Raw genomic sequence first — 25019 nt, forward strand, 5'->3', positions numbered from 1 at the left:
CATGGGGTGCCGCTTCTTACGGGGTGCCGCGTTCGGTTTTCCGGCGGAGCCGGTCGGCGCGCCGCTCGTGCGCCTGCCGGACCCGTTCCTCGTCGTCCGGCGTTTCCGCCAGCAGCGGCGGCACCTTCTGCGCCTTGCCGTTCTTGTCGATCGACACGAACGTCAGGTAGGCGCGGCTGGTCAGCTTACGCGTGCCGGTCTCAATCTCCTCCGAGAAGACCTCCACTTCCACTTCGAGCGACGTGCTGAACGCGCAGGTGACGCGCGACTTGAGCAGGATCAGGTCACCGACCTTAATGGGGTGGATGAACTCGAGGCCGTCCACGCCCGCCGTCAAGGCGAGCGTGTTGGTGTGCCGGTGGCAGGCAATCGCCCCGGTGATGTCGATCAGGTGCATCACCGTCCCGCCCAGGATGAACCCGAGCGGGTTGGAGTCGTTGGGCAGGACGACCTGGACGGTTTCAGCCGTCGAGTCCTGCCAGCGCTTTGGCTTTACCAATCGTAACCAATCCAGAGTGAGAACTTGACCTTGCGGAAGGCTTCACTGCCGCCCTGCTGCGCAAAGACCACGTCTTCCCATTGCTGGTTCATCAGGGTCTTCCACGACCAGTCGAAGTGGACGGGGAAGCCGAGTGCGAAGGTCGCCAGGCTGATGCCGTACGAGGCCCGCGCGTCGATCAGGCGGTTGCCGGAGATGGTGACCGGCGCGCCGTAGATCGGCAGGTCGTTATCGTCGTAGTCCACCACCGGCCGTTCGGTCGTGGTCTCGCGGCTGAACACCTTGAAGGGCGTGTCGCCGAAGCTGGCGCCGCCGAGGCCGGCGAACAGGGTGGCACGCACGCCGCCCAGTACGCCGATCGGCGTCGCCATGGCTTCAATCAGCGGGAAGCGGAGCTCGGCGTTGGTGAAGAACGCGTTCTGCCCGACAAACTGCAGGTACTCGTAGCCGCGCAGTTCCGAGTTGCCGCCGAAGTAGGTGTAGTCGGGGTTGCTGCCCCAGCTCTTGAAGCCGCGCGCCCGCAAGGCGAGCAGGCCGGTGGCGCCCAGGCGGAAGTACTTGCGGGCGTCGCCGTCGAGGGTCTGGCGCGACAGCGAGTTGCCGATCTTCGGCGCGATTTCGTAGGACAGGCGCATGGTGCTGCCCGACAGCGGCCCGAACTCGCGGAAGATCGTCGTTTCCTGTACGAACGCCGCGCCGACCGGCACCATGTTGCCGTTGTTGAAGAGCGAGCGGCCGAACTGCTGCTGCTGGTACTGGTTCGAGTAGGCCTCGAGGTTCGGGTCGTTGTAGCGCTCCTGGTAGCGGCTGAACCCGCCGAACAGCTCGACGCGGCGGTAGCGGTTGAAGGGGTAGATCGCGAACATGGTGCCGCCCTGCATGGTGCGGGTCGCGGTGGCCAGGTCCCGATCGATCAGGCCGCTGAAGGCCGGGTCGTAGAAGACGCCTTCGAGCTGCCCGTAGTAGAACTGCGTGGTGTTGAAGCCCTGCACCGCCCACTGCAGCCGCCGCTCCATGTTCACCCAGGTGAACTGCATGGTGCGGTACTGCGACACCGACGACACGAACAGGTTGAACTGCTGGTCGCCGAGCACGTCCGTGAACACCACCTGCGTGCCGCCGAACACGTCGCCGCCGCTGGTCACGCCCAGGCTGACCGGCGGCCGGCCTTCGAGAAACAGCTTCTCGAACTTGCCCTTTTTCTTCTTGTTGTCGGCCACCAGCGTGTGGCTGAGCGGCGCCTGAAAGTCCACGATCGGGCCGGGCGAACCGAAGTCGGCGGTCGCCACCTTCGTGATCTCGTCCTTGCGTTCGAGGATGTGCAGGCCGTATTCACCCTTGAAGTAAGTGACAAACGCCAGCTTGTTGTTGGCGCCGTCGCGCAGCACCACCGGCGACAGGTTGCCGGCCAGCGCGTCCGTGTACTGCTTCAACTCGTTGGTCTTGAGGTCGAGCGTCCACAGGTTGTAGATCTGGCCGTTCTTGGCCACGTCCGGCTCGATCGGCTCGGCCGGGTTCACCGCCGTCGAGGCGAAGACCAGCGTGTTGGCGTCGAGGAACTGGGCGCCGCTCTCGTCGTGCGTGCCGAAGGTCAGCTGGACCTTGTTGGCGCCGCTGGCGTCCATGCGGAAGAGTTTCTCGTTGCCGCTCACCCGCACGAGGTAGACCAGCGACCGGCCGTCGGGCGCCCAGGTCGGCGCGTAGTTGGCAAACGGGTCTTTCGTGAGGTTGACGATCTCCCTGGTGTCGAGGTTGATCGTGAAGATATCGGCCTGGCTGTCGCGCATGCCGGAGAACACGATCAGCTTGCCGTCGGGCGAGAAGTCCGGCGACTCGGGCGCGTCAATCGTGGTGAGCGGCACGCGCACTTCGATCTTGCGCGACACCACGTTCTGCACGATCAGCGAGCGGTCCTTCTCGGTGCGCACGAAGTAGGCGATCCGATCGCCCGACGGGGACCACGACATCCACGGCACCGAGTTCCAGCGCCCGCCGGGCGTGGCCAGGTACTCGAAGCCCATGCTCTGGTCGAAGCCGCCGGTGAGGTTGCGGATCACCGCGCCGTCCTTGGCGGAAATCAGCACGATGTCGTACTCGCGATCGCGGCCGTTACCGGTCATGCCGGCGATCAGGTCGCCCGACGGCGACGGCTCGATCGACAGCACGTTCGAGAACTTGCCCTTGCGCGGATCCGGCGCGAGGTCACGGCCGTAGTCGGCCGGCCGTTCCTTGTCGCGGAACGGCTTGAAGCGCTCCTTCAGGTAGCGGTCGAACTGCTGGTCCCATTCCTCGGGCGTAATCTGGAACGCTTCCTGGTAGGCGTCGTCGCTGCCGCCGATCACCGAGCGGCGCAGGGCGAAGACGTAAGCGCGCACGCCTTCCTTGCCCCACTTCGATTCCATGAACTCGAAGGCGGCGTGACCGAGGTTGTAGATGAGGCGCGGGTTGCTGAACCCGCCGTAGTCCTGCATCTCGCTCATCTTCGGAACGATGTCCGATACCGCCGCGTCGCGCACGGTCATGATGTCGAGCGGACGCCAGTAGCCGGTCATGTAGTCCGACATGCCCTCCATGGTCCACAGCGGCATGTTGCGGCGAATCAGGCCGGTGGGAATGATGTCGAACTGGAACTGGTGGGTGAGCTCGTGGACGATCAGGCGGTAGAGCAGATCGGGCGGCTCGTCGATCGGCATCACCATGCGGTAGCGGCCCGGTTCGGCGAAGGCGCCGACGCCTTCCTGCGCCGCGCCCGGAATCACGTTCTGCTGCCAGAACTCGCTGGCCGTCGAGAACAGGATCAGCGGCAGCTTCATCGAGAGGTCGTGCTTCAGCTCGGAGCTGACGTGCTGATACGCGCTTTCGGCGTAGCCGGCAATGCGCTCCAGGTGCGGCTCGATCTCGGGGTAGTAGTAGATCTCGAAATGCTCGGTCTGGTAGGTGTGCCAGTCGAACTTGTCGTAGCGGATCTGGTTCTTCCCGAAGTACGGGACATAGCCGGTTTGCGCCTCCGCCACGGTGGCGACGGCCAGGATGGAACATAGGGCCAGGGCCAAGGGCGTCAAGGCTTTCCGCTGCGGGGTGCGCATAGTCTCTCCTTGGTGCATCTTACCGATCCTCTGACGAAGGCCGCAATCAACGGCTTGCCACGCCGTAGCCTTGGCGACGGCGGGGCCCGCGTTCCGCAGAGCAAGAAGCGAGCCGTCGTCCTTCGTCCTATACTTGGGACGCGACGATCCAGGGACGGGGTTCACTCCGTCCTCACGCGCCCGCCGGGAATAAACGGGCTCACCCGGGAGTTTTCTCCAAAGTCTGCCCGGATTCTCCATGTTTTCTGGCCGACGGCCGACAAGGGGCGATCGTACCTACATGCTCGTGTCGGCGCGGGTACCAAGGCCGGGCTGGCTCACGTGGCGTCCTACCTCCAGAATGAGGCAAGATAGCCAGATGGATCAGCACGACGGCTCGACCGACAGTTCCCAGGACGTTGCTCCGGCGGCCACCACCGCCCCTGCGTCCAAGATGCGGCTCGTGGCGATCGGCGCCACGGCAGTGGCCCTCCTGGCGATCAGCATCCCGTTCGTGTGGCAACAGGGCGCGGCGTCGGAGCCGGCCGCCACACTGGCCAGCGACGTGACCCCGGCGGCGTCGCACGACACCACCGCGTCGGCCGGCACCGATGCGTGCATGGCCAACGCCAAGCCGGCAAATTTCGACTTCACCCTGAAGGACCTCGAGGGCCAGCCCGTGTCGCTCGCGTCCTACAAGGGGAAGGTGGTGCTGTTGAACTTCTGGGCGACGTGGTGCGGCCCCTGCAAGGCGGAAATTCCGGGCTTCGTCGAGCTGCAGGAAAAGTACAAGGACAACCTCGTGATTGTCGGGTTCTCGGTTGACGATCCCGCCGACAAGGCCAAGGCGTTCGCCGCCGAATACAAGATGAACTATCCCATCCTGCTGGGCGAAGGGCGTGAAGACGTGCAGGACGCCTACGGGCCGATCTGGGGCATCCCCGCGTCGTTCCTCATCAGCAAGGACGGCCTGGTCTGCCGCAAGCACCTGGGCATTGCGCCCAAGTCGGTGTTTGAAAAAGAAATTGTCGCGTTGATGTAGCGGTGGGGACAGACCTTTTGGTTTGTCCGCGTCGGTAGTATGATCACCGCATCATGTTGAAGGGATTCGCGCACGCTCGTCTCGCTTGCGGGTGCCAGCTCGGGTTTCGTGACGGCTCCGCCGGCAGCCCGGTGCTCGTCATGCTCGAGACGAAGTCCACCGGCTGCATGAATCCGCGCCACGTGTCGGGCCTCCCGTTGTACGACTACCGCGAGGCCCTGCGCCCGTCCACGCGCCTCGGCCCTCCGGGCGAAGAAGAGTTCGAAGAAGAGAGCTAGGTCCGGCTAAAGCCGGACGCTACATTGTGGCGTCCGCTATTCTGGCGCCCGCCTTCAGGCAATGTGGCGTCCGCCTTTAGGCGGACATCTGTCACTTCCGGAACGGGTAGAACCCAATCCCAAAATTCGCGTGGAAGTTGCTGGTGTGCCAGCGGTCTGCCTGCGCCCCATCCGGCGTCACCACCGAAATCGACGGCCTCAGGAACATGTAGTCCGCTGAGGTCCGCAGCGTGAACTTGGGCGTCAGGAAGTACTCGAACTTCAGCTGCGGCCGCAGCAGCGGTGCGTTCTGGACGTGGATTGACGACGGTCCGTCCGCCGAGCCAAACGCGCGCGCCGGGTTGCCGATCAAGGTGCCGTGATTGAACCCCCAGCCGGCCTGCAACGAGAGGCCGGTGCTCAACCTGCCAAAATGCCATCCGTAACCGATGCCGGCCAAGATGGCTCGCGACTTGAAGGTCGCAAACTCCTCCCCGCCCGGCGCGTGCAGGTCCTCGCTGAACGTCGTGAACGCAAATGGGTAGCGCCAGCCGTTGGTGCGACCGGGACTGAGCCCAATCGACCCGCCGAACGTCGTCCCCTTGGTGACGTCGCTGTCGAGCGGTTCGCGCACGCTGACGTTGGCGTGCACGCCGATCTTGCGGACCAGCTTGGTGACGTTGTCCTTGATGAATTCAGGCTGCGCTTGCGCGGGCGAGGGGAGCATCGCAAGGGTCAGCGCGCCGATCAGGCCGAGGTGCTGCAGTCTCATGCCGCATGAGACTGCAAGAAGCGGACCCGGGCGCCGCCTCATCAAGACGACGCCCGGAATTGACCTACAACTCGCGTAATGCGGTGGGAATTGGCAGGCGCGCCGCGCGCACGGCGGGGAACAGGCCGCCGATCAACCCCATGGCCAGGGCATAGACCAGACCCATAACCAGCAACCGGGGTGTTACCTGGAAGGCAAATGCCACCTGGCTGAAGGTGGAGAAGTTCATGGTCGAGGTCTGGTAGCCGTTGAACGCCAGGTAGGCGCCCACGCCGCCAATGACGCCGCCGATCGCCGCCAGTGCCAGTGACTCGGCGAGCACGGAGACCACCACCGAGGTGGTGTTGAAGCCGAGCGCGCGCAGCGTCGCGATTTCCCTCGAGCGCGTGGACACCGCCGTGTACATCGTCAGGATGGCGCCGAACACGGCGCCGATGCCCATCAGCGCCGCAATGCCGAAGCCGACGCCCTGGATCAGGCTGCTGAGGGCGCGCGACTGCTGCGCGTAGTAGTCCGCCTCCCGCCGCACTTGCACGTTGACCTGCGGGTTGGCGGTCAGCCAGTCGCGGAAGGTGTTGAAGCTGTCGCTCGAGTCGAGCTGCGCCAGCACCACCTGGTAGCTGTTGCCGCGGCGATAGGCGCCCTGCAGCACGCGCGCATCGCACCACACTTCCGTTTCGCTGACGCCGCCGCCGGCCTCGAACACGCCGACTACCTTCCAGGTGTTCTGTCCCGACTGCAGCGTGTTGCCCACGGTGAGGCCGGCGAACTGGCCGCTGGCGCCGCGGCCGACCACCACCTCGTTGGTGCCGAACTCCAGCATGCGTCCTTCGATGATCGACACCTCGTTGCGCACCTGCAGCGCGGTGCGGTCGACGCCGCGCATCGGCACGTTCGCCGAGGTGTTCGTGGACTTCTTGGGGAAGTCGATGATCACGTAGAGCTCGGCCGAGGCGATCGCCGTCTGGCCGTCGCGCCGCAGGCCGGGCGCCTGCTTGATGATGTCCACTTCGGGGCCCGACAGGCCGCTGGTCATCTCGCTGTCGGCGCCGCTGCGCATCACCAGCGCGCGCGTCGGCGATCCGGAGCCCTGCATGGCCGCCGTGAAGCCCGCGGCGATCGACAGCACCGACACCAGCACCACCACCACGCCGGCAATGCCGACAATGGCGACCCCGGACGAGCCGAGGCGCTGCGGGACGGTGCGGAGGTTGAGGGCGGTGACGGCGATGGTCTGGCTGATCCAGTTGAACACGTCAGGCCCTCCTCAAGGCGTCGGTGATCTTCAGTTGCATGGCATTCACCGCCGGCAGCAGACCGGCGAGCACGCCGAGCACGAGAATGAGCGCGGCCCCCGTCACGAGGTCGCGCGCCGGCAGGATGAACACCGGCAGCATGCCGTTGGTCGGGTCGCCCTGCTGCACGAACAGCCACGACGCCAGCAATCCGAGCCCGCCGCCGAGCACCGCGATCAGCAGGGATTCACCCAGCACCAGCACCAGGATCGAGGCATTGGAGAAGCCGAGCGTCTTGAGCACGCCGACCTCGCTGGTCCGCTCGCGCACCGACTGCGCCATGGTGTTGGCGGCCACCAGGATCATGGTGAAGAGCACCGCGATCGTGATCGCGATCATGATGCTGCCGATGTCGCCGACCTGCTTGGCGAAGCCTTCCACGAAGCCCTTCTCGGTGGTGGTCTTGGTTTCGGCCGACGAGTTGGCGAACATCGAGTCGAACGTCGACGCCATCTGCTGCGCCTTGCCGGCGTCGTCAATCCTGACCACGTACCAGCCGACGAGGCCTTCGCCGCCGCGGCGGTTCTCGTCGAGGTAGTCGTAGCGGAAGAAGAACTGCGTCTTGTCCACGCCGGGCCCGCCGTCGTAGGTCCCGGCGATGTTGAACTCCCAGATCTGGCCTTCCTTCGGCTGCCAGATCGTGCCCAGGATGGGAATGCGGTCGCCCACCTTCCACCCGAAGCGCTTCGCCAGATCGATGCCGACAATGGCGCCCTGGCGGTCGGCGAGCCACGCCGCCCGGTGTTCCGGCGAGATCGTGAATTCCGGATACATCTGCATGAACGGTTCCGGCTCGACGACCATCTGCGCGAAGAAGTTGGCCGGGTCCTGGTAGACGCCGCCGAACCACGACTGGTGCGTCGCCAGCGTCACGCCCTCCGTCGCCTTCAGGCGGTCGAGGTACGAGACCGGCAGCGGCATGATCAGGCTGACCTTGTGGATCAACACCAGCCGATCGAGCCCGGCGATGTCGACGCCGAACGTGAAGGCCGTCCGGATGGTCATCAGCAGGCCGAACAGCAGGAAGGCCACGAAGATCGAGAGCAGCGTGAAGATGGTGCGGATCTTCTTCCGCCACAGGCTGCTCCAGAGGAGCGGCAGGAACTTCATGCGTGCACTCCTTCCATCAGCACGCCCTTCTCGAGGTGCAGCGTGCGCTTGGCGCGCTCGGCGGCCCGCGGGTCGTGGGTGACCATCACGATGGTCTTGCCGTGGTCGCGGTTGAGCGCCTGCAGCAGGTCCAGAATTTCATCGCCGGACTTGCGGTCGAGGTCGCCGGTCGGCTCGTCGGCGAGCAGCAACGTCGGGTCGGTGACAATGGCCCGGGCAATGCCGACGCGCTGTTCCTGGCCGCCCGACAGCTGACGCGGATAGTGCTTGGCGCGATCGGTGAGGCCCACCACCTTGAGCGCGATGTCCACCCGCTTCTTGCGCTCGGCCTTCGACAGCCTGGTCAGCAGCAGCGGCAGGTCGACGTTGCGTTCCGCGGTCAGCACCGGCAGCAGGTTGTACAACTGGAAGACGAAGCCGATGTTGTTGGCCCGCCATTTCGAGAGCATGCCCCCCGACAGCGCGGCGATGTTGGTGCCGCCGACCTCGATCGTGCCGGCCGACGGCTGGTCGAGCCCGCCCATGAGGTTGAGCAGCGACGTCTTGCCCGAGCCTGACGGTCCCATCAGCGCGAGGAAGTCGCCCTTCGGAATCTCGAGGTTCACGCCCTTCAGCACGTCGATGCGTTCGCTTCCCCGTGTGAAGTACTTGTGCACGCCGCTGACTGTGACGAGTGAATCCATGACGCTGCTCCCTCACGGCCGGCACTGAAGTGCCGGCCTTCTGGCACTACCGTTTGACGATGATCTTGACGCCCTCGGCGAGCTCCGCCGGCGGTGACACCACGACGCGGTCGCCGCCCTTGAGGCCGGCCGTCACTTCGAGGCGGTCGCCGTCGGTGCCGCCGGTCTTGATGGCGCGCCGCTCGACTGTGTCTTGCTGCACCAGATACACGTAGCTGGCGCCGTTGTCGGCCTTCACCGCGCCCTTGGGCACCAGCGTCATGGCCTGCGCCACCGGCGCCGCGGCATCGGCCTCGCGGAGGAACGTGACCTTGACGCCCATGTCGGGCAGGATGCGCGGGTCGAGCGCGTTGAAGCCAATGCGGACCAGCACCGTCGCCTTCTGCCGATCCGCCGTGGGCACCACCGCGATCACCTTCGCCGGGATCTGCCAGTCGGGATAAGCGTCGAGCACCGCCGACACCGGCTGGCCCGCACTGACGCGGTTGATGTAGCTCTCGTTGACGTCTACCTCGATCTCGAGCGACCGCATGTCAACTATGGTGCTGATGCCGGTGCGCGTGAAGCCGCCGCCGGCCGACACCGGCGAGACCATCTCGCCCGGTTGCGCATCCTTCGAGATGGCAACGCCGCTGAACGGCGCGCGGATCACCATGTCGTCGATCGCGGTCTGCTGCAGGGCCACCTGGCTGTGGGCGACGTTGATCTGCTCGCGCATCGACGCCAGGCGCGCGATCAGGGAGTTGACCTCGGCCTGCGCCTGGTCGATGGCCGACGGCGTGGTCAGGCCGTCCTTCATGAGTTGATCCTGCCGGCGCAGGTTGACCCGCGCCTCGGCGAGCCGCACGTCGATTTCGGGAACCGCCTGTCGCGCCGCCTCCAACTGCGCGCGGGCGAGCGCGATCGAGGCGCGCAGCGTCGAATCGTCCAGGCGGGCGAGTACCTGGCCCTCGCGCACGGCCATGCCTTCCTCGACGTTGACCTCGATCACCTTGCCGGTGACCTTCGACGAGACCGTGGCGCGCCGCCGGGCGGTGACGTAGCCCGACGCGTTCAGCACCGATGCCTGCGTGCCGGCCGCCCGTTCCGTCACGGCGACCACTTCCACTTCGATGGGCCGCTCGCGGGTGAGCCAGTACCAGGCGCCGCCACCGGCGGCGCCCAGCACCAGCAACAGCACGACCCATTTCACCCAGCCGCCGCCGGTCGTGTTCAGGGGCTCGCGCTCGATGCGCAAGGCAGACAAGTCGTCGATTGGATCAGCCACGGATTCGGGTCCCTTGAAAACACGTCGAACGGGTCGCACGCGGATCGACAAGCCTGGAACGCTCGATGCTATGCGAACAAAAGGCGAAATTCAAATCATTTGCGAACAATAGGTAAAGACGCGCAAAAACCGGTGCGCGTTCGCCGGAAACGGACGTGCGGGCGGTTTGGGGGGTCGAGCGGCTGGATCAGCCCTTCGGCGGGTCGGGCTCTTCGCCCGGCTCCTTGATGCGGCCTGCCTGCTGGACCGCGCGGCGCAGGAGGAACTCGATCTGCCCGTTGAGGCTCCGCAGATCGTCGTTCGCCCAGCGCTGGACGGCTTCCAGCAGGGCAGGGTCGACACGAAGGAGAAACGCTTTCCGTTCAGCCACGGTTCTTACTGATAGATGGTGCCCGTGTTGATCACCGGCTGCGTGTTGCGATCGCCGCACAGCACGACCAGCAGGTTGCTGACCATCGCCGCCTTGCGATCCTCGTCCAGCTGGATGATCGACTTCTTCGATAGCATGTCGAGCGCCATTTCCACCATGCCGACGGCGCCTTCCACGATCTTCTGCCGCGCGGCGATGATGGCGCCCGCCTGCTGGCGCTGCAGCATGGCCGCGGCGATCTCCGGGGCGTAGGCCAGGTGGCTGATGCGCGCCTCGATCACTTCCACGCCGGCCTTGACGAGCCGGTCGCCAATCTCGCGCTTGAGATGATCCGCCACCGCGCCGGTATGCCCGCGCAGCGACACCTGCGCATCGTCGTGCGCGTCGTAGGAATAACTGGTCGCCAGGTTGCGCAGCGCCGCTTCGCTCTGCACCTTCACGAAGTGCTCGTAGTCGTCCACTTCGAAGACCGCTTCCGCGGTCTCGAACACCTTCCACACGACGACGGCTGCGATCTCGATGGGGTTGCCGTCGATGTCGTTCACCTTCAAGTGCGAGCTCTCGAAGTTGCGCACGCGCAGCGAGACCTTCTTCTTGGCGAGGAACGGGTTGGCCCAGCGCAGGCCCTGCTCCTTGGCGGTGCCTTTATAGGCGCCGAAGAGCTGCAGCACCTTGCCTTCGTTCGGGTTGACCATGAACAGGCCGGCCGACATGAAGGTGACCAGGGCCAGACCGACGGCGGCAGCGACAATCTCGGGTGCCGACTCGGAGCGGATGTTCATGGCGAGCATCCAGATCAGGCCGGCGTCGGCCAGGATCAGGACGAAGAGCACGGGCAGACCGGGCAGGCCGTTGTGAGCGCGTTCGCGAATGATGGACACGGGTCCTCCTTGACGATTGCAATTTGATATCACATAGATATCAGTTGTCAAGTAGGCAGAAAATGGGCCGTTTTCAGTCGAAACCGATGCTGAGGTCGGCGACCAGGGGCAGGTGATCCGACGCCATCAGCGCCAGTCGATCCCTCGGCAGGGTGACCTTGAGCACGTCCACCTTACCTTCGTAGTAGATGTGGTCGAGGTGAAGGATGGGGAAGAAGCCCGGATAGGTGCGCCGGCGGCTGAGGTGTTTGCTGAGGTCGATGCTCTGGAGCCGCTCGGCCAGCACGTCTTTGGCGATGCCGCGCGCCCACTCGTTGAAGTCGCCGAGCACGATCTTCGGGCCCATCACCCGGCGGTCGTGGACCAGCGTCGCGAGCCGCGCCGCCTGAGCCCGGCGCTCCATCAGCGATGTGCCGAGGTGCACGTTGTAGAAGTGCAGCGTGTCGTCTTCGAGGGCGACGTCCACGCGCTGGACGCCGCGATGCTCGCAGGTCTTCCACGTCAGGTCGTACTGCACGTGATGGCGCACAGGGAAGCGGGTGAGCACGACGTTGCCGAAGAGCGCCGTCCGCAGGTGGCGCGTCGGCGCCATCACCCAGCCCATGCCCAGCGCCGCACCCAGTTCCGCCGCCTGTCCCGCCTTCAGCGGGCTCGCGCCCACCACTTCCTGGAGCGCGATGATGTCGGCGTCAATGCCGGCGAGCACGCCGGCGATGCGCTCGAGGCGGGTCCGCCCGTCGAGCCCGCGGCCGCGGTGGATGTTGTAGGTGGCCACACGCACCGTCCGCGTCCGCTTGGGCTCGTCGTCTGTCATCACGTCCATCCTAGTTGTAAGCTGTAGCCATGGCCAAGCTTGAGAGCGAACGCGAACTGACCTGCCCGTGCTGCGGAGCGGTCCTGACCGTGGATCTCAACCTCGGCCGCATTGTCAGCCACGATTCGCCGCCGAATCCCAATCGGCCGGAACTCGACAACGCGCACCGCATCCTCGCCGAGCAGGCCGCCAGGCGCGACGCCCTTTTTGCCCAATCCTTCGAGGCCGAGAAGAACAAGGGCGACGCGCTCTCGAAGCGCTTCGAAGAGGCGTTGAAAGAAGCGAAGAAGGAGCCCGCCACGAAGCCACTTCGCGGCTTCGATCTGGACTAGCGGAAGGCGTCTGGAATGGGTTTCCACTTTTCCCGGCCGCGGTAGTAGATCGGCTTGCGGTCGTCGTTCGCCTTCCGGTAGGCGCGATAGCGGCGCAGCAACTGCCGATAGCGGTGGATCGAGCTCTTCAGCTTCTTGTGCGGCCAGTCGATCAGCAGTTGCTCGACCTTCCACACGTTCCTGTTCGACAGCCGCCAGTCGTAGTGGGGCAGCGCCTCCGCCAGGTTGGCCACACCGAAGCCTTTGACCCGCCCGGTGAAGTCCACGTACGGATCGATGTAGCTCCGGGCCAGGGCGCGCGGCGACGCGAACTGCGGCTTGCGCCCGTGCAGTCCCGGGTCCCGCGACCGCGCCACCGATCCCCATTTCCCGTTGTGCCGGTAGACGAAGATGACGTGATCGAGCCAGTCTTGCGACTCGAGGCTCATCACCAGCGGGGGATAGCCGTGCTGCTCGAGCACGACGGCCGCGAACAGCGCGGCCTCGAGGCAATGCGCCGTCTTCAGGCGCGCGACCGGGCGAAAGGTCCGCAGGGTCTCGCCGTGCTGCTCGGTGTTGTAGCGCAGCGCGTTGAGCCAGCGTTGGACCTTCGCGGGGGTGTTCAGCCGCGCGATTAGGGCGCGTTCAGCGCGCGCGAACGGCAGCCTTGAGTTCATCGACAATGGTGGACGCCGACCACGCGTTGCTGTCGTGGATGGAGACGATGCGGCCGCGCGGATCGATCACGGCGGTCCGCAGGTTGTGCGTGATGGTGCCGTCGGTCTCGCGGATGACGTTGACGCCGAACGTGGCCGCCAGGCGATCCACGATCTCTTCCGGTGCCGTGGCGAACCGCCACACCGCGGGATCGGCGCCGGCCTTGGCCGCATGCGCGCGCAGGACCGCCGCCCGATCGGTCGCCGGGTCGAAGCTGATCGACAGCAGCCGCACCTTGCCGCGCAGGGCGGCGTCGGCGCCGGCCAGCGACTGGATCTCCGCGAAGCGCTTGTCCATCAGCGGGCAAAACTGCGGCAGGGGGCAGCGCGTGTAGATGAACGTGACGACCACCGCCGAGCCGCGCCACGCCGACAGCGCCAGTGGTTGGTCATTCTGATCGACCAGCGTCGTGCCGGGAACCTCATCGCCGGCCGCGAGCAGGTGCACCCCGGCGGCCGCAGGGATCTTCGTCGGCGCATCGTCGGGCAGCGGCGCCGAACCGGTCTTGGTGATGGCCGACAGCCAGGCGAGGTCCGGCGCCACCTGCAGGGTGGCGGTAATCAGGTCGCCCGGCACGCGGTCCTTCAGCAGCGCGGGATCCTTGACTGTGTACGGCATGGTCATCGCCGGCATGAAGCCGGCGATATCGCCGTGCTTGACCAGGATCTCGTTGGTCTCGGGCTTGACGGCGAGGACCTGCCCCTGCAGTTGATAGCTGCGCACTTCCGGGGCGCGGCTGCAGCCGGCCGCGGCCACCAGGCCGGCGAGGAGGACGGACACCCATCGATGCATCCCGACCATCTTAAGTGATAGTCTCCCGTTCGTTTCATGGCCAACGACTTTGCATTCGAGATGGCGGCGTCGGCCGTCCGGTTCGGCGCCGGTGTCACGCGCGAGGTGGGCGCGGACCTTGCCGAACTGGGCGTCACCAACGTGCTCGTGATCACCGACCCGGTCCTGCGCGTCCTGGCCCCGGTGCGAACGGTGTTGGAGTCGCTCGACGCCAATCGCATTCCATTCGTGCTCTACGACCGGGTCCGCATCGAACCGAGCGACGAGTCGTTCCTGGACGCGATTGCCTTCGCCCGGCGGCAGCCGTTCGACGCCATTGTCGCCGTGGGCGGCGGATCCACGATCGACACCGCGAAGGCGGTCAACCTCTACACGACGTATCCGCCCGCCGACTTTCTCGACTACGTGAATCCGCCGATCGGCAAGGGCCTCCCGGTGCCGGGGCCGTTGAAGCCGCTGATCGCGATCCCCACCACCGCGGGCACGGGCAGCGAAACCACCGGCGTCACCATTTTCGACCTCAGCCGCATGCACGCCAAGACCGGCATCGCGAGCCGCCGGTTGAAGCCCACGCTGGGCCTGCTCGATCCGGACAACACCAGGACGATGCCGCCGGAGGTGGCGGCGTCAACGGGCCTCGACATCCTCAGCCACGCCATCGAGTCGTTCACGGCGTTGCCGTTCACCGGCCGGCCGCTGCCCGAGCGGCCGGCGCTGCGGCCCGCGTACCAAGGGTCGAATCCGATCAGCGATATCTGGTCGCTGCAGGCCCTGCGCATGGTCTCGGAGTTCATCGTCCGGGCGGTCGAGGACCCGTCGGATGACGAAGCGCGGGCCAACATGCTGCTGGCGGCGTCGTACGCCGGCGTGGGGTTTGGCAACGCCGGCGTGCACCTGCCGCACGGCATGTCGTACCCGGTGTCGGGCCGCGTCAAGAGCTACCACGCCGCCGGCTACGCCGCGGATCATCCGCTGGTGCCGCACGGCTTCTCGGTGATCCTCAACGCCCCCGCGGTGTTTCGCTTTACCGCGCCCTCCACGCCGGCCCGCCACCTGCAAGCCGCCGAGGCGCTGGGCGTCGATGTCTCGCGGGCGAAGGCGGACGATGCGGGGCGCATTCTTGCCGATCGCATCACGTGGTTCATGCAGCGGCTGAAGACGCCGAACGGGCTGGCGGCGCTCGGCTACACCACCTCGGACATCCCGGACCTCGTCGCCGGCACGCTGCCGCAACACCGCGTCACGAAGCTGTCGCCGCGCCCGGCCGGCCCCGAGGAGTTGAGCCGGCTCTTCGAAGACGCGATGGTCGCGTGGTAGCGTACCGCGCATGATTCTCGTCGGGACCAGCGGCTACAACTACCCGGAGTGGAAGGGCAGTTTCTATCCGGCGGACCTGGCCGCATCGAAGATGTTGCCGTTCTACGCCAGCAAGTTCCGCACGGTCGAGATCAACTACACGTTCTACCGCATGCCGACGTCGAAGATCGTCAACGGCTGGGCGGCGCAAGTGCCGGCCGGGTTCCGGTTCACGCTGAAGGCGCCGAAGCGCATCACCCACGACAAGCGCCTGCGCGCCGCGGACGTGGCGGATGCGCTGCGCGCGTTCGTGTCGGTGGCCGGCGAGCTCGGGCCGCGCCTGGCGGCGCTCCTGTTCCAGTTGCCGCCGAACTTGAAGAAGGACATCGGGCTGCTGTCGGAATTCCTGTCGCTGCTGCCGCCCAGGACCACGGCCGCCTTCGAGTTCCGCCACGCGTCGTGGCTGGATGACGAGGTCTACGCCGCGCTCACGGCGCGCAACATCGCTCTGTGCATCGCCGACAGCGAAGCGCGGCAAACCCCGGCCGTCGCCACCGCCAACTACGCCTACCTCCGCCTGCGCGACGAAGGCTACGGCGATGCCGACATCGCGCGGTGGACCGAGACCGCCAAACAACTGGATGCCACCTGCTCCGATGTGTTCGTGTATTTCAAGCACGAGGATGAAGGCAAGGGAGCGGCGTTCGGACAACAGATGCTTCGTAATTTAGGGATGGTTGAATGATGAATCGATGGTTGATTGCGGGCGTGGTGGTGCTGGCTGGTTGCTCGTCAACTCCACCAACAACCACGCCTCCCCCTGTTCCCACACTCGACGTCGTCGAGTTGAGCGCGACCGATGCCAAGGCACGAATGGCGTCCGGCGAGCTCACCTCGCTCGCGCTGACCCAGGCGTATCTCGATCGCATTGCGAAGGTGGATGACGCGGGCCCGGCGTTGGCCGCCGTGATCGAGATCAACCCGCAGGCCGTGGCCGAAGCGACGGCGCGCGACGCCGAGCGCAAGGCCGGCACGATCCGTGGTCCGCTCCACGGCATTCCGGTGCTGCTGAAGGACAACATCGACGCCGCCGGCATGGTGAACTCCGCCGGCTCGCTGGCGCTGGCCGACAACAAGCCCGCGAACGATGCCTTCCTGGTCGCGCGCCTGCGGGCGTCGGGCGCGGTGATTCTCGGCAAGACCAACCTCAGTGAGTGGGCCAATTTCCGCTCGACGCGGTCGTCGTCCGGCTGGAGCTCGAGGGGCGGACAAACGAAGAACCCGTACGTGCTGGATCGCAACCCCTGCGGTTCGAGCTCGGGGACGGGTGCGGCAATTGCCGCGAGCCTCGGCGCGATTGGCGTCGGCACCGAGACCGACGGCAGCATCATCTGCCCGGCGTCGGTGAACGGCATCGCCGGCCTCAAGCCAACGGTGGGCCTGGTCAGCCGCAACGGCATCATTCCAATTTCGGTTTCACAAGACACGGCGGGGCCGATGGCGAGAACGGTGTCTGACGTGGCGCTGATGCTTAACGGCATGGCCGCGGTGGACGTGACGGACCCGTCGGGTCCCGCTGCGGAGGGCAGGATCGCCGCGGACTACACGACCTTCCTGAAGGCCGATGCGGTGAAGGGCAAGCGCTTTGGCGTGGTGCGGCAGGCGATGGGGTATCACCCGGACGTGGACGCCTCCATGACCAGGGCCATCGACGCGCTGAAGGCCGCGGGCGCGGAGGTGATCGACGTCAAGATCGCCACCTACAACGCCTGGAACGACCCCGAGTTCAGCGTGCTGCTCTACGAATTCAAGGATGGGCTCAACGCCTACTTGAAGAAGAGCGGCTCGCCGCAGTCGTCGCTCGAGGCGTTAATCGCGTGGAACAAGGCGAACGCCCCTAAAGCGATGCCGTTCTTCGGGCAGGAGATCTTCGAACAGGCGCAGGCCAAGGGCCCGTTGAGCGACGCGGCCTACAAGAAGGCGCGCGCCGAGGCGCGCCGGCTGGCGGGGAAGGATGGTCTGCTGGCCGCGCTCGCCAAGGACAAGCTCGACGCCCTGATTGCCCCCAGCCTGTCGCCGGCGTGGCCGACGGATCACGTGCTGGGCGATCACTTCGTGGGCGCGGGCTACGGCATGTCGGCGGTCGCCGGCACGCCCAGCCTGACCGTACCGATTGGCGACAGCCAGGGCCTGCCGCTCGGCGTGACGTTCATGGGGCCGGCCTACAGCGAGGGTGAGTTGATCGGGTTCGGTTACGCGCTCGAGCAGGCGACACGGGCGCGCAAGGCGCCCGAATACAAGGCTACCCTCGCGCCCTAGAGCGCCGGCTGCGGCGGGTGAACGGCAGCGAGAACAGCGGCCACCGGTAACGGATCGAGATGACCGCGCCGGACTTCATTCGCGGGGCCTCAGCGGCCGGGCGCGCCGCCGGGGCAACGGCCTTCAGTTTGTCCGCGACCCGGGACGCCAGCGCATCCAGGATCTCCGGCGTGAAGGTCAGCACGCTGATTTCGCGGCGAGGGAAGGGCGGCGTGCCGGGCGGATCGGTCGAGCGCCGGCGTTTGACGGGAAGGCACGAGTCGATGGCTTCGAGCGCGGAATCCAACTCCGGTTGCCAATCGAGCGCTAGCTCCTCGCCGGTGGGCGGGAGTTCCAGGACGGGGGCGTCCGGTTCTTCATAGGATTGCACCTCTTCGCCCGGCAGGGAGGCGGGTGTCGCCTCGGCTGAGCTGGGTGCCATCATGGTAGGCGTATCGGCCCACCCCGCTGCCGGGATTAGGCCGCATGCGCCAGACCTCAGCTACCCGTCAGCTACTTGCGCGCAACCGCCGACCAGGTGCCGGTTGCGAGGCCGCCGTAGTCGGCTTCGCCTTCCATCTTGGTCTTGTCGATCTTGCCCATGTAGGTAATCACCATGGGCGAGCCGTTGTAGGCGATGGTGATCACGAGCGTGATCTTGGAGCCTTCGACGGCCACGCTGTCGTACGGGCGTTCGCCCTGCGGACTCTTGCCGACGGCCACCAGCTTGCCGGCTTCTTCCCGGACTTCGAGCACCGACTGGAACTCGCCTTCGGGCGAAATGGTGGTGATGTCCCACGCGCCGACGGCGGCGTTCTGGGCGTGGGCCGCGGCGGCGATCAGCAGGAGCGTGACACTCGCGACGGCGATTCGAAGAGCATTCATAGTTGGTTCCTCAAAAAGTCCACAACGGTTCGTTCCGCGAAGTAGCCATCATAACCGTTTGCCTGCTCGACAAAGGCGCAGTGGCCCCCATGGGAGGTCACTACGGTGGTGATGTGGGGATTGTTCCGGACCGCCGGGGCGTCGAAGATGTGCGGCGGCACGAACGGGTCGTCCGCGGCGCTGAGAATCAGGGCCGGCCGGGCCACCTGATCGATGACCCGCATGGCGCTGGCGCGGTGGTAGTAGTCGGACGCCCCCGCGAACCCGTGGTGCGGCGCCGTGTAGCGGTCGTCGAACGCCCGGATCGACCACACCTTCCACAATCCAGACAGCTCGAACAGGCCGGGGTGCGCCCGGCCCTTGCGCCGCATGCGGCCCTGCAGGTTGCGGCAGAAGTTCCACTCGTAGATGCGGTTCTCACCCCGCTCGATCGACTGCATGCAGGCTTCCAGTTCGATCACCGGCGACACCGCGGCGAATGCCCGCACCTCCGGAAACTCCGCGGCGCCCAGCTCGCCGGCGAGCTTCATAGTGATGTTGCCGCCGAGTGAATACCCGGCGACGGCAAAGCGCGACAGGCCGTCACGATCGCGCAGTTCCCGCAGGACGAACAGCGGATCAGCGGTCAGGCCCGAGTGGTAGAGCCCGCGCGACAGGTGTTCGGTGCCGCCGCAGTTGCGCTGATTCAGCCGGACCACGTTGAAGCCGGCGGCGAAGGCCTTGTCGGCGAGGCCGCGCATGTAATGGGCCTCGCTCGACCCTTCCAGGCCGTGCAGCGCCAGCAGGGTCGGCGCCGAGGCGCGGTCCGGCTGCCAGTTGCAGTGGGCCAGCACGCGGGCGTCCGGGGCGACGTCGAAGTAGCGAGACTCGGCGGCGGCGAGTGCCGGAAAGGTCCGGCGGCGCGCCCACGCGTAGAGCGTCATCTTGTGCCCGCCGGCCCAGCGCGGAAGTGGGGTGTAAGAGGCGATGTCTCCAATTTTGGCATAATGCGCCCATGAAGACCCCTTTGCGCATTGCCTTGAGCGTACTGGCGCTGTCGTCAACGGCGGCCGGACAGGGCCTCCAATATCCCGTGACCCGCGCGGTGGATCACGTTGACACCTACCACGGCACGAAGGTGCCCGACCCGTATCGCTGGCTCGAAGATGACACCTCCGCCGAGACTGCCGCGTGGGTCGAGGCGCAGAACAAGGTCACCTTCGCCTATCTCGACACGATTCCCTATCGCGCGGCGCTCACCAAGCGGCTCAACGCGCTCTACAACTACGCCAAGTTCAGCTCGCCGTCGCGCAAGGGCGAGTACTACTTCTTCTCGAAGAACGACGGCCTGCAGAACCAGAGCGTGCTCTACATCCAGAAGGGCCTCACCGGTGCGCCCGAGGTGCTGATCGACCCGAACACCTGGTCGGCCGATGGCACGGTCCGCCTCGCTGGGTTTGCGCCCTCGAGGGATGCGAAGCTCGCGGTCTACGGCGTGTCGCGCAGCGGCTCGGACTGGCAGGAATACAACGTGATGGACCTGTCGACGCGCAAGACGCTCGGCGACAAGGTGGAATGGGTCAAGGTCTCGAGCATCGCCTGGCGCGGCAACGGGTTCTACTACAGCCGCTATCCGCAGCCCGAGAAGGGAAAGGAGCTGTCGTCGATCAACGAGAACCACCAGGTCTACTACCACCGCATCGGCACGCCGCAGTCGGCCGACGAGCTGGTGTTCAGCGATCCGAAGAACCCGCAGCGGTTCCACACGCTCGACACGACCGAGGACGAGCGTTTCGCGGTGCTCGACCTCTCGGACCGCGGCACCGGCAAGCAGGGCAACGCCGTGTTCGTGCAGGACCTGTCAAAGCCGGGCGCGAAGTTCACGCCGCTCATTCCTGACATTGGCGACGACACCTACAGCGTGCTCGAAAGCGTCCGCGGCGAGCTGATCGTCTTCACCGACAACCAGGCGCCGAACGGCCGCGTGGTCCGGATCGACCCCGCCAATCCCGCGCCGGCCAACTGGAAGACCATCATCGCGCCCAAGTCCGACACCATCGACACCGTGCGCGTCGCCGCCGGCAAGGTGATTGTTACCTACATGAAGGACGTGGCGTCGAAGGCCTACGTGCACAACCTCGAAGGCGCGCTCGAAAACGAGATCGACCTGCCCGGCCTCGGCAGCGCCAGCGGCTTCGCCGGCAACATGGACGACACCTCGCTGTTCTACACGTTCCAGTCGTTCACGTATCCGACGTCGATCTTCCGCTACGACGTGGCGGCGCGGAAGAGCGCGCTGTTCCGCGCGCCCGAGATTCCTGGCCTCGACGTGAACCAGTACGACACCAAGCAGGTGTTTGTGACGAGCAAGGACGGCGCGAAGGTGCCGATGTTTCTCGTTCACAAGAAGGGGCTGGTGCTCGACGGCAGCAACCCCACGCTGATGTACGGCTACGGCGGCTTCAACATCGCGACCACGCCGGGCTTCAACTCGCTGCGCATCGCGCTGCTCGAGCAGGGCTTCGTTTATGCCAGCGTGAACATGCGCGGCGGCAGCGAATACGGTGAAGCCTGGCACGATGCCGGCACCAAGCTGAAGAAGCAGAACGTGTTCGACGACTTCATCGCCGCCGCCGAGTGGTTGATCGCGAACAAATACACGTCGCCGGCGAAGCTGGCGGCGCAGGGCGGCTCCAACGGCGGCCTGCTGGTGGGCGCCGTCATCAACCAGCGGCCCGATCTCTTCCGCGTGGCCATTCCACAAGTCGGCGTCATGGACATGCTGCGGTTTCACAAGTTCACGATTGGCTGGAACTGGATTGCCGATTACGGCTCGAGCGACAACGCCGGCGAGTTCACGGCCCTGTTCGCCTACTCGCCGCTGCACAACATCAAGCCGGGCGGCAACTACCCGGCGACGCTGGTGACCACCGCGGATCACGACGATCGCGTCGTGCCGGCGCACTCCTTCAAGTATGCGGCGACGCTGCAGAAGCACGCCAGCGCCGATCGGCCGGTGCTGATTCGCATCGACACCAGGTCGGGCCACGGCGCCAGCAACGTCACCAAGCAGATCGAGGCGACCGCCGACATCTACGCCTTCATCATGTTCAACCTGGGGGTGACGCCGATGTTCAAGTAATCCAGGGCCACAGATGACGCCGATAACGCAGACGAGAACGGCAGCCGGCGCGCGCTTTGCGCGCGCGAAGCGATGGCCCGCGGCCGCGGCTCGCAAGCCGCTCAGCAGACGGTCGATGCGGCTTGTGAGCCGTGGCCACGGGCCATCGTCGGCGGCTCCGCCGCCGGGCTGCCGTTGGTGCCTCGGTATCCGTGTAATCTGTGTAATCTGCGGCTAAACTGAGTGCCGTCATTCACTTGGCGCGGTGGAGGAGTTGCAATGAATTTGAAGCATGTGTGTGTGATGGTGGGCTTATCGGTGGTGATGGCCGGCGCGCCCGCGGCGGCCCAGACCAACGCGAAGCTGTCGGGCTACAAGACCGAAGCGGTCAAGGGCGTCGACGAGATGGCGAAGCTCGCCCAGGAGATGGTGGACTCGGTGTTCAGCTTCGGCGAGCTGGGCATGCAGGAGGTCGAAACCTCGCGCTACCTGACCGGGCAGCTCGAGAAGTTCGGCTTCAAGATCCAGCGCGGGGTCGCCGGCATGCCCACCGCCTGGGTGGCCACCTACGGCTCCGGCAAGCCGGTGATTGCCATGGGCTCCGACATCGATGGCATCCCGCAGGCGTCGCAGAAGCCCGGCGTGGCCTACCCGGATCCGATCATCGCCGGCGCGCCCGGTCATGGCGAAGGCCACAACACCGGCATGCCGATGAACATCATTGCCGCGATCGCGGTGAAGCGGATCATGGAGCGCGACAAGCTGCCGGGCACTCTCATGTTGTGGCCCGGTGTGGCGGAGGAGCAGCTGGCGTCGAAGGCCTGGTACGTCCGCGACGGCATCTTCAAGGACGTGGACGTGGTCCTCTTCAGCCACGTCGGCAACAACCTCGGCGTGTCGTGGGGCGAAGGCGGCGGCAACGGCATGGTGTCGGTGGAGTACACCTTCGAAGGCGAGACCGCGCACAGCGCCGGTGCGCCCTGGCGCGGCCGCTCGGCGCTCGACGCCGTCGAGTTGATGAGCGTGGGCTGGCAGTACCGGCGTGAACACCTCCGCCTGTCGCAGCGTTCGCACGCGGTCGTCACCAACGGCGGCGACCAGCCCAACGTGGTCCCGCGCAACGCCAGCATCTGGTTCTACTTCCGCGAAACCGACCAGCCGCACATCAAGGAGCTGTGGGAGATCGGCGACAAGGTGGCGGAGGGCGCGGCGCTGATGACCAACACCAAGTGGTCGTCCCGCATTCTCGGCACGGCCTACCCGCAGCACATGAACAAGACGGTCGCCGAAACGATGTACGAAAACATCAAGACGGTTGGCTTGCCGGCCTGGAGCGAGGCTGACCAGACGCTGGCCAAGGCGCTGCAGAAGGAACTGGGCAACGCCACGATCGAGGGGCTGCCGACCAAGCTCGGCAACCTGGGCGTGCCCAATCCCGATCGCGAGAACATGGGCGGCGGCTCCGACGACATCGGCGACGTGTCGTGGAATTACCCGACGGTGACGCTGCGCTACCCGGCCAACATCCCCGGGCTGCCGGGCCACAACTGGTCGAGCGCGATCGCCAGCGCGACGCCGATTGCCCACAAGGGCGTGGTCGCCGGCGCCAAGGTGCAGGCCATGACCGTGCTGGACCTGCTGACGCGGCCGGAACTGGTGAAGCAGGCGTGGGACTACTTCAACACCGTCCAGACCAAGGACGTGAAGTACATCCCGTTCCTCAGGAAAGACACGCCGCCGCCGACGCACCTGAACGCCAACATCCTCGCCAAGTACCGCGACGAGATGAAGAAGTACTACTACGACCCGACCAAATTCGGGACCTACCTGGAACAGCTCGGCATCAAGTACCCGACGGTCCGTCAGTAGAAGACAAACAGGAGATCAGGAGAACAAGAGGTCAGGAGCCTTGATCAAGATGCTCCTGACCTCTTGGTCTCCTTTTTTCGTGCATCAAGAATCACGGAGAGTTCATGACGCGTACGCGACGTTCGATAGTGGTCACCCTCATGATGCTGCTGGGCACGATTCCGGCAGCTGCTCAAGACACAGCCAAGCTGGCCGAGTACAAAAAGGAAGCGGTCAAGGGCGTTGACGAGATGGCCAAGCTGGCGCAGGAGATGGTCGATTCCGTCTTCAGCTTCGGCGAGCTGGGCATGCAGGAAGTCGAGACCTCGAAGTACCTCACCGCGCAGCTCGAGAAGTTCGGCTTCAAGGTCACGCGCGGCCAGTCGGGGATGCCGACGGCGTGGGTGGCGACCTATGGATCCGGCAAGCCGGTGATCGCGCTCGGCTCCGACATCGACGGCATTCCGCAGTCGTCGCAGAAGCCGGGCGTGGCGTATCACGACCCGATCATCGAAGGCGCGCCCGGGCATGGCGAAGGCCACAACACCGGCATGCCGCTCAACATCATCGCCGCCATCGCCGTGAAGAAGATCATGGAGCGCGACAAACTGCCCGGCACCATCATGCTGTGGCCGGGCGTCGCCGAAGAGCTGGTGGCGTCGAAGGCGTGGTTCGTCCGGGACGGCATGTTCAAGGACGTGGACGTCAACCTCTTCACCCACGTCGGCGCCAATCTCAGCACGAGCTGGGGCCAGCAGGGCGGCACCGGCCTCGTCTCGATCGAGTACACGTTCGAGGGCGAGACGGCGCACAGCGCCAGCGCCCCGTGGCGCGGCCGCTCGGCGCTCGACGCGGTCGAGTTGATGAGCGTGGGCTGGCAGTACCGCCGCGAGCACCTGCGCCTGTCGCAGCGCTCGCATTCGATTATCACCAACGGCGGCGACCAGCCGAACGTGGTCCCGCGCAACGCCAGCATCTGGTTCTACTTCCGCGAGATCGATCAGCCGCACATCAAGGAACTGGTCGAGATCGGCAACAAGATGGCGGAAGGCGCGGCCCTGATGACCAACACCAAGGTCACCTCGCGCATCCTCGGCACGGCGTATCCGCGCCACATGAACAAGGTCGTCGCCGAGACGATGTGGGCGAACATCCAGGCCGTGGGCCTGCCGGCCTGGAGCGAGCAGGATCAGGCGCTGGCGAAGGGACTGCAGAAGGAACTTGGCAATGCCACGCAGAACGGCCTCGCGGTGAAGCTCGGTGAGCTGGGCAAGCCGGTGGCGCTCGAAGACAACAACGGCGGCGGCTCCGACGACATCGGCGACATCTCGTGGAACATGCCGGCCATCACGCTGAGCTACCCGGCGAACATCCCCGGCCTGCCCGGCCACAACTGGTCGAGCGGCATCGCCAGCGCGACGCCCATCGCCCACAAGGGCGTGGTCGCCGGTGCCAAGGCGCAGGCGATGACCGTGTTGGATCTGCTGACCAAGCCTGAACTGGTGAAGCAGGCCTGGGCCTACTTCAACGACGTGCAGACCAAGGACGTGAAGTACATCCCGTTCATCACCAGGGACACGCCGGCGCCGACGCACCTGAACAAGGCGATCTTGGAGAAGTACCGCGAGGAGATGAAGAAGTATTACTACGACCCGACGAAGTTCGGGACCTACCTCGAGCAGTTGGGCATCAAGTACCCAACGCTGCGGCAGTAACG

Annotated in this window: 24 protein-coding genes; 9 read left to right on the forward strand and 15 right to left on the reverse strand. The window is 65.8% G+C overall.

Translation table 11 applies throughout. The annotated features are described in order from the left end of the window. Positions 1-16: 16 nt before the first annotated feature. Together WC815_06665 and WC815_06670 are read right to left on the reverse strand one after the other, a co-directional pair. The gene (locus tag WC815_06665) at positions 17-499 is read right to left on the reverse strand and encodes a hotdog domain-containing protein (GenBank protein MFA5908438.1); all 483 of its coding nucleotides are present in this window, start codon (positions 497-499) and stop codon (positions 17-19) included. Then, the gene (locus WC815_06670) at positions 493-3585 is read right to left on the reverse strand and encodes a hypothetical protein (protein MFA5908439.1); all 3093 of its coding nucleotides are present in this window, start codon (positions 3583-3585) and stop codon (positions 493-495) included. The genes WC815_06665 and WC815_06670 overlap by 7 nt, the downstream gene beginning before the upstream one ends. 358 nt (positions 3586-3943) lie before the next feature. On the opposite strand from WC815_06670, the gene WC815_06675 reads away from it, so the two are divergent. Further along, a complete protein-coding gene (locus tag WC815_06675; GenBank protein ID MFA5908440.1) occupies positions 3944-4606 on the forward strand; it encodes a TlpA disulfide reductase family protein in 663 nt (220 codons plus the stop codon). A gap of 53 nt (positions 4607-4659) precedes the next feature. After that, on the forward strand, positions 4660-4884 hold the full coding sequence (locus tag WC815_06680) for a hypothetical protein (protein ID MFA5908441.1): 225 nt from the start codon (positions 4660-4662) through the stop codon (positions 4882-4884). A 91-nt stretch (positions 4885-4975) separates the two neighbouring features. Here the strand turns inward: WC815_06680 and WC815_06685 are convergent, their stop codons facing one another. The 8 genes from WC815_06685 to WC815_06720 all read right to left on the reverse strand — a co-directional run bounded on the left by WC815_06685 (position 4976) and on the right by WC815_06720 (position 12055). Further along, positions 4976-5635 carry a hypothetical protein gene (locus WC815_06685; protein MFA5908442.1) on the reverse strand — a complete coding sequence of 220 codons (660 nt, stop codon included), beginning with the start codon at positions 5633-5635 and terminating at the stop codon, positions 4976-4978. Positions 5636-5699: 64 nt separating this feature from the next. Further along, entirely contained in the window at positions 5700-6890 is a 1191-nt protein-coding gene (locus WC815_06690) for an ABC transporter permease (protein MFA5908443.1), read from the reverse strand. 1 nt (position 6891) lies between these two features. Then, positions 6892-8040, reverse strand: coding sequence for an FtsX-like permease family protein (locus WC815_06695; protein ID MFA5908444.1), 1149 nt, complete (start codon positions 8038-8040; stop codon positions 6892-6894). Further along, the gene (locus tag WC815_06700) at positions 8037-8723 is read right to left on the reverse strand and encodes an ABC transporter ATP-binding protein (protein MFA5908445.1); all 687 of its coding nucleotides are present in this window, start codon (positions 8721-8723) and stop codon (positions 8037-8039) included. The genes WC815_06695 and WC815_06700 overlap by 4 nt, the downstream gene beginning before the upstream one ends. Positions 8724-8769: 46 nt before the next feature. After that, positions 8770-9990: an efflux RND transporter periplasmic adaptor subunit gene (locus WC815_06705; protein MFA5908446.1), complete on the reverse strand. Its 1221-nt coding sequence runs from the start codon at positions 9988-9990 to the stop codon at positions 8770-8772. A gap of 187 nt (positions 9991-10177) precedes the next feature. Further along, positions 10178-10360: a DNA-binding protein gene (locus WC815_06710; GenBank protein MFA5908447.1), complete on the reverse strand. Its 183-nt coding sequence runs from the start codon at positions 10358-10360 to the stop codon at positions 10178-10180. A 5-nt stretch (positions 10361-10365) separates the two neighbouring features. Next, positions 10366-11241, reverse strand: a complete 876-nt coding sequence (locus WC815_06715) for an SPFH domain-containing protein (protein MFA5908448.1) — start codon at positions 11239-11241, stop codon at positions 10366-10368. Between the two features lie 73 nt (positions 11242-11314). Beyond that, entirely contained in the window at positions 11315-12055 is a 741-nt protein-coding gene (locus tag WC815_06720; protein MFA5908449.1) for an endonuclease/exonuclease/phosphatase family protein, read from the reverse strand. Positions 12056-12084: 29 nt separating this feature from the next. Between WC815_06720 and WC815_06725 the strand changes: the two genes are divergently transcribed. Continuing rightward, entirely contained in the window at positions 12085-12387 is a 303-nt protein-coding gene (locus tag WC815_06725) for a hypothetical protein (GenBank protein ID MFA5908450.1), read from the forward strand. On the opposite strand, the gene WC815_06730 is transcribed toward WC815_06725, so the two are convergent. Together WC815_06730 and WC815_06735 are read right to left on the reverse strand one after the other, a co-directional pair. Further along, positions 12384-13043 (reverse strand): hypothetical protein, encoded by a 660-nt coding sequence (locus tag WC815_06730; GenBank protein ID MFA5908451.1) that lies wholly within the window; start codon positions 13041-13043, stop codon positions 12384-12386. The genes WC815_06725 and WC815_06730 overlap by 4 nt on opposite strands. Beyond that, positions 13012-13863 (reverse strand): SCO family protein, encoded by an 852-nt coding sequence (locus WC815_06735; GenBank protein ID MFA5908452.1) that lies wholly within the window; start codon positions 13861-13863, stop codon positions 13012-13014. Before WC815_06735 ends, WC815_06730 begins: the two co-directional genes overlap by 32 nt. A gap of 48 nt (positions 13864-13911) precedes the next feature. On the opposite strand from WC815_06735, the gene WC815_06740 reads away from it, so the two are divergent. The 3 genes from WC815_06740 to WC815_06750 are packed head-to-tail and all read left to right on the forward strand — an operon-like array spanning position 13912 to position 17490. Next, a complete protein-coding gene (locus WC815_06740; protein MFA5908453.1) occupies positions 13912-15192 on the forward strand; it encodes a hydroxyacid-oxoacid transhydrogenase in 1281 nt (426 codons plus the stop codon). 10 nt (positions 15193-15202) lie between these two features. Then, a complete protein-coding gene (locus WC815_06745) occupies positions 15203-15916 on the forward strand; it encodes a DUF72 domain-containing protein (protein ID MFA5908454.1) in 714 nt (237 codons plus the stop codon). After that, positions 15913-17490 carry an amidase gene (locus WC815_06750; GenBank protein MFA5908455.1) on the forward strand — a complete coding sequence of 526 codons (1578 nt, stop codon included), beginning with the start codon at positions 15913-15915 and terminating at the stop codon, positions 17488-17490. Before WC815_06745 ends, WC815_06750 begins: the two co-directional genes overlap by 4 nt. Here the strand turns inward: WC815_06750 and WC815_06755 are convergent. The 3 genes from WC815_06755 to WC815_06765 form a co-directional block, all read right to left on the reverse strand. After that, positions 17474-17914, reverse strand: coding sequence for a hypothetical protein (locus WC815_06755; protein MFA5908456.1), 441 nt, complete (start codon positions 17912-17914; stop codon positions 17474-17476). The two genes, WC815_06750 and WC815_06755, sit on opposite strands and share 17 nt — an antisense overlap. A 68-nt stretch (positions 17915-17982) precedes the next feature. After that, the gene (locus tag WC815_06760; protein ID MFA5908457.1) at positions 17983-18354 is read right to left on the reverse strand and encodes a hypothetical protein; all 372 of its coding nucleotides are present in this window, start codon (positions 18352-18354) and stop codon (positions 17983-17985) included. Next, entirely contained in the window at positions 18351-19277 is a 927-nt protein-coding gene (locus WC815_06765) for an alpha/beta fold hydrolase (protein ID MFA5908458.1), read from the reverse strand. The genes WC815_06760 and WC815_06765 overlap by 4 nt, the downstream gene beginning before the upstream one ends. Positions 19278-19348: 71 nt before the next feature. Between WC815_06765 and WC815_06770 the strand changes: the two genes are divergently transcribed. The 3 genes from WC815_06770 (at position 19349) to WC815_06780 (ending at position 25017) form a co-directional block, all read left to right on the forward strand. Continuing rightward, positions 19349-21475, forward strand: a complete 2127-nt coding sequence (locus tag WC815_06770) for a prolyl oligopeptidase family serine peptidase (protein ID MFA5908459.1) — start codon at positions 19349-19351, stop codon at positions 21473-21475. Positions 21476-21757: 282 nt separating this feature from the next. Next, positions 21758-23323 carry an amidohydrolase gene (locus WC815_06775; GenBank protein MFA5908460.1) on the forward strand — a complete coding sequence of 522 codons (1566 nt, stop codon included), beginning with the start codon at positions 21758-21760 and terminating at the stop codon, positions 23321-23323. 104 nt (positions 23324-23427) lie between these two features. Then, a complete protein-coding gene (locus tag WC815_06780) occupies positions 23428-25017 on the forward strand; it encodes an amidohydrolase (protein MFA5908461.1) in 1590 nt (529 codons plus the stop codon). The last annotated feature ends 2 nt before the right edge of the window (positions 25018-25019 follow it).

This window comes from Vicinamibacterales bacterium, assembly GCA_041659285.1.
Taxonomy (GTDB): domain Bacteria; phylum Acidobacteriota; class Vicinamibacteria; order Vicinamibacterales; family UBA2999; genus 12-FULL-67-14b.

Coding starts and splice junctions, on each gene's coding strand:
- WC815_06770 (MFA5908459.1), top strand. CDS start 19,349: ATGAAGACCCCTTTGCGCATTGCCTTGAGCGTACTGGCGCTGTCGTCA.
- WC815_06740 (MFA5908453.1), top strand. CDS start 13,912: ATGGCCAACGACTTTGCATTCGAGATGGCGGCGTCGGCCGTCCGGTTC.
- WC815_06745 (MFA5908454.1), top strand. CDS start 15,203: ATGATTCTCGTCGGGACCAGCGGCTACAACTACCCGGAGTGGAAGGGC.
- WC815_06695 (MFA5908444.1), bottom strand. CDS start 8,040: ATGAAGTTCCTGCCGCTCCTCTGGAGCAGCCTGTGGCGGAAGAAGATC.
- WC815_06765 (MFA5908458.1), bottom strand. CDS start 19,277: ATGACGCTCTACGCGTGGGCGCGCCGCCGGACCTTTCCGGCACTCGCC.
- WC815_06780 (MFA5908461.1), top strand. CDS start 23,428: ATGACGCGTACGCGACGTTCGATAGTGGTCACCCTCATGATGCTGCTG.
- WC815_06730 (MFA5908451.1), bottom strand. CDS start 13,043: ATGAACTCAAGGCTGCCGTTCGCGCGCGCTGAACGCGCCCTAATCGCG.
- WC815_06680 (MFA5908441.1), top strand. CDS start 4,660: ATGTTGAAGGGATTCGCGCACGCTCGTCTCGCTTGCGGGTGCCAGCTC.
- WC815_06725 (MFA5908450.1), top strand. CDS start 12,085: ATGGCCAAGCTTGAGAGCGAACGCGAACTGACCTGCCCGTGCTGCGGA.
- WC815_06670 (MFA5908439.1), bottom strand. CDS start 3,585: ATGCGCACCCCGCAGCGGAAAGCCTTGACGCCCTTGGCCCTGGCCCTA.
- WC815_06760 (MFA5908457.1), bottom strand. CDS start 18,354: ATGAATGCTCTTCGAATCGCCGTCGCGAGTGTCACGCTCCTGCTGATC.
- WC815_06685 (MFA5908442.1), bottom strand. CDS start 5,635: ATGAGACTGCAGCACCTCGGCCTGATCGGCGCGCTGACCCTTGCGATG.
- WC815_06720 (MFA5908449.1), bottom strand. CDS start 12,055: ATGACAGACGACGAGCCCAAGCGGACGCGGACGGTGCGTGTGGCCACC.
- WC815_06750 (MFA5908455.1), top strand. CDS start 15,913: ATGATGAATCGATGGTTGATTGCGGGCGTGGTGGTGCTGGCTGGTTGC.
- WC815_06675 (MFA5908440.1), top strand. CDS start 3,944: ATGGATCAGCACGACGGCTCGACCGACAGTTCCCAGGACGTTGCTCCG.
- WC815_06775 (MFA5908460.1), top strand. CDS start 21,758: ATGGTGGGCTTATCGGTGGTGATGGCCGGCGCGCCCGCGGCGGCCCAG.
- WC815_06700 (MFA5908445.1), bottom strand. CDS start 8,723: ATGGATTCACTCGTCACAGTCAGCGGCGTGCACAAGTACTTCACACGG.
- WC815_06755 (MFA5908456.1), bottom strand. CDS start 17,914: ATGATGGCACCCAGCTCAGCCGAGGCGACACCCGCCTCCCTGCCGGGC.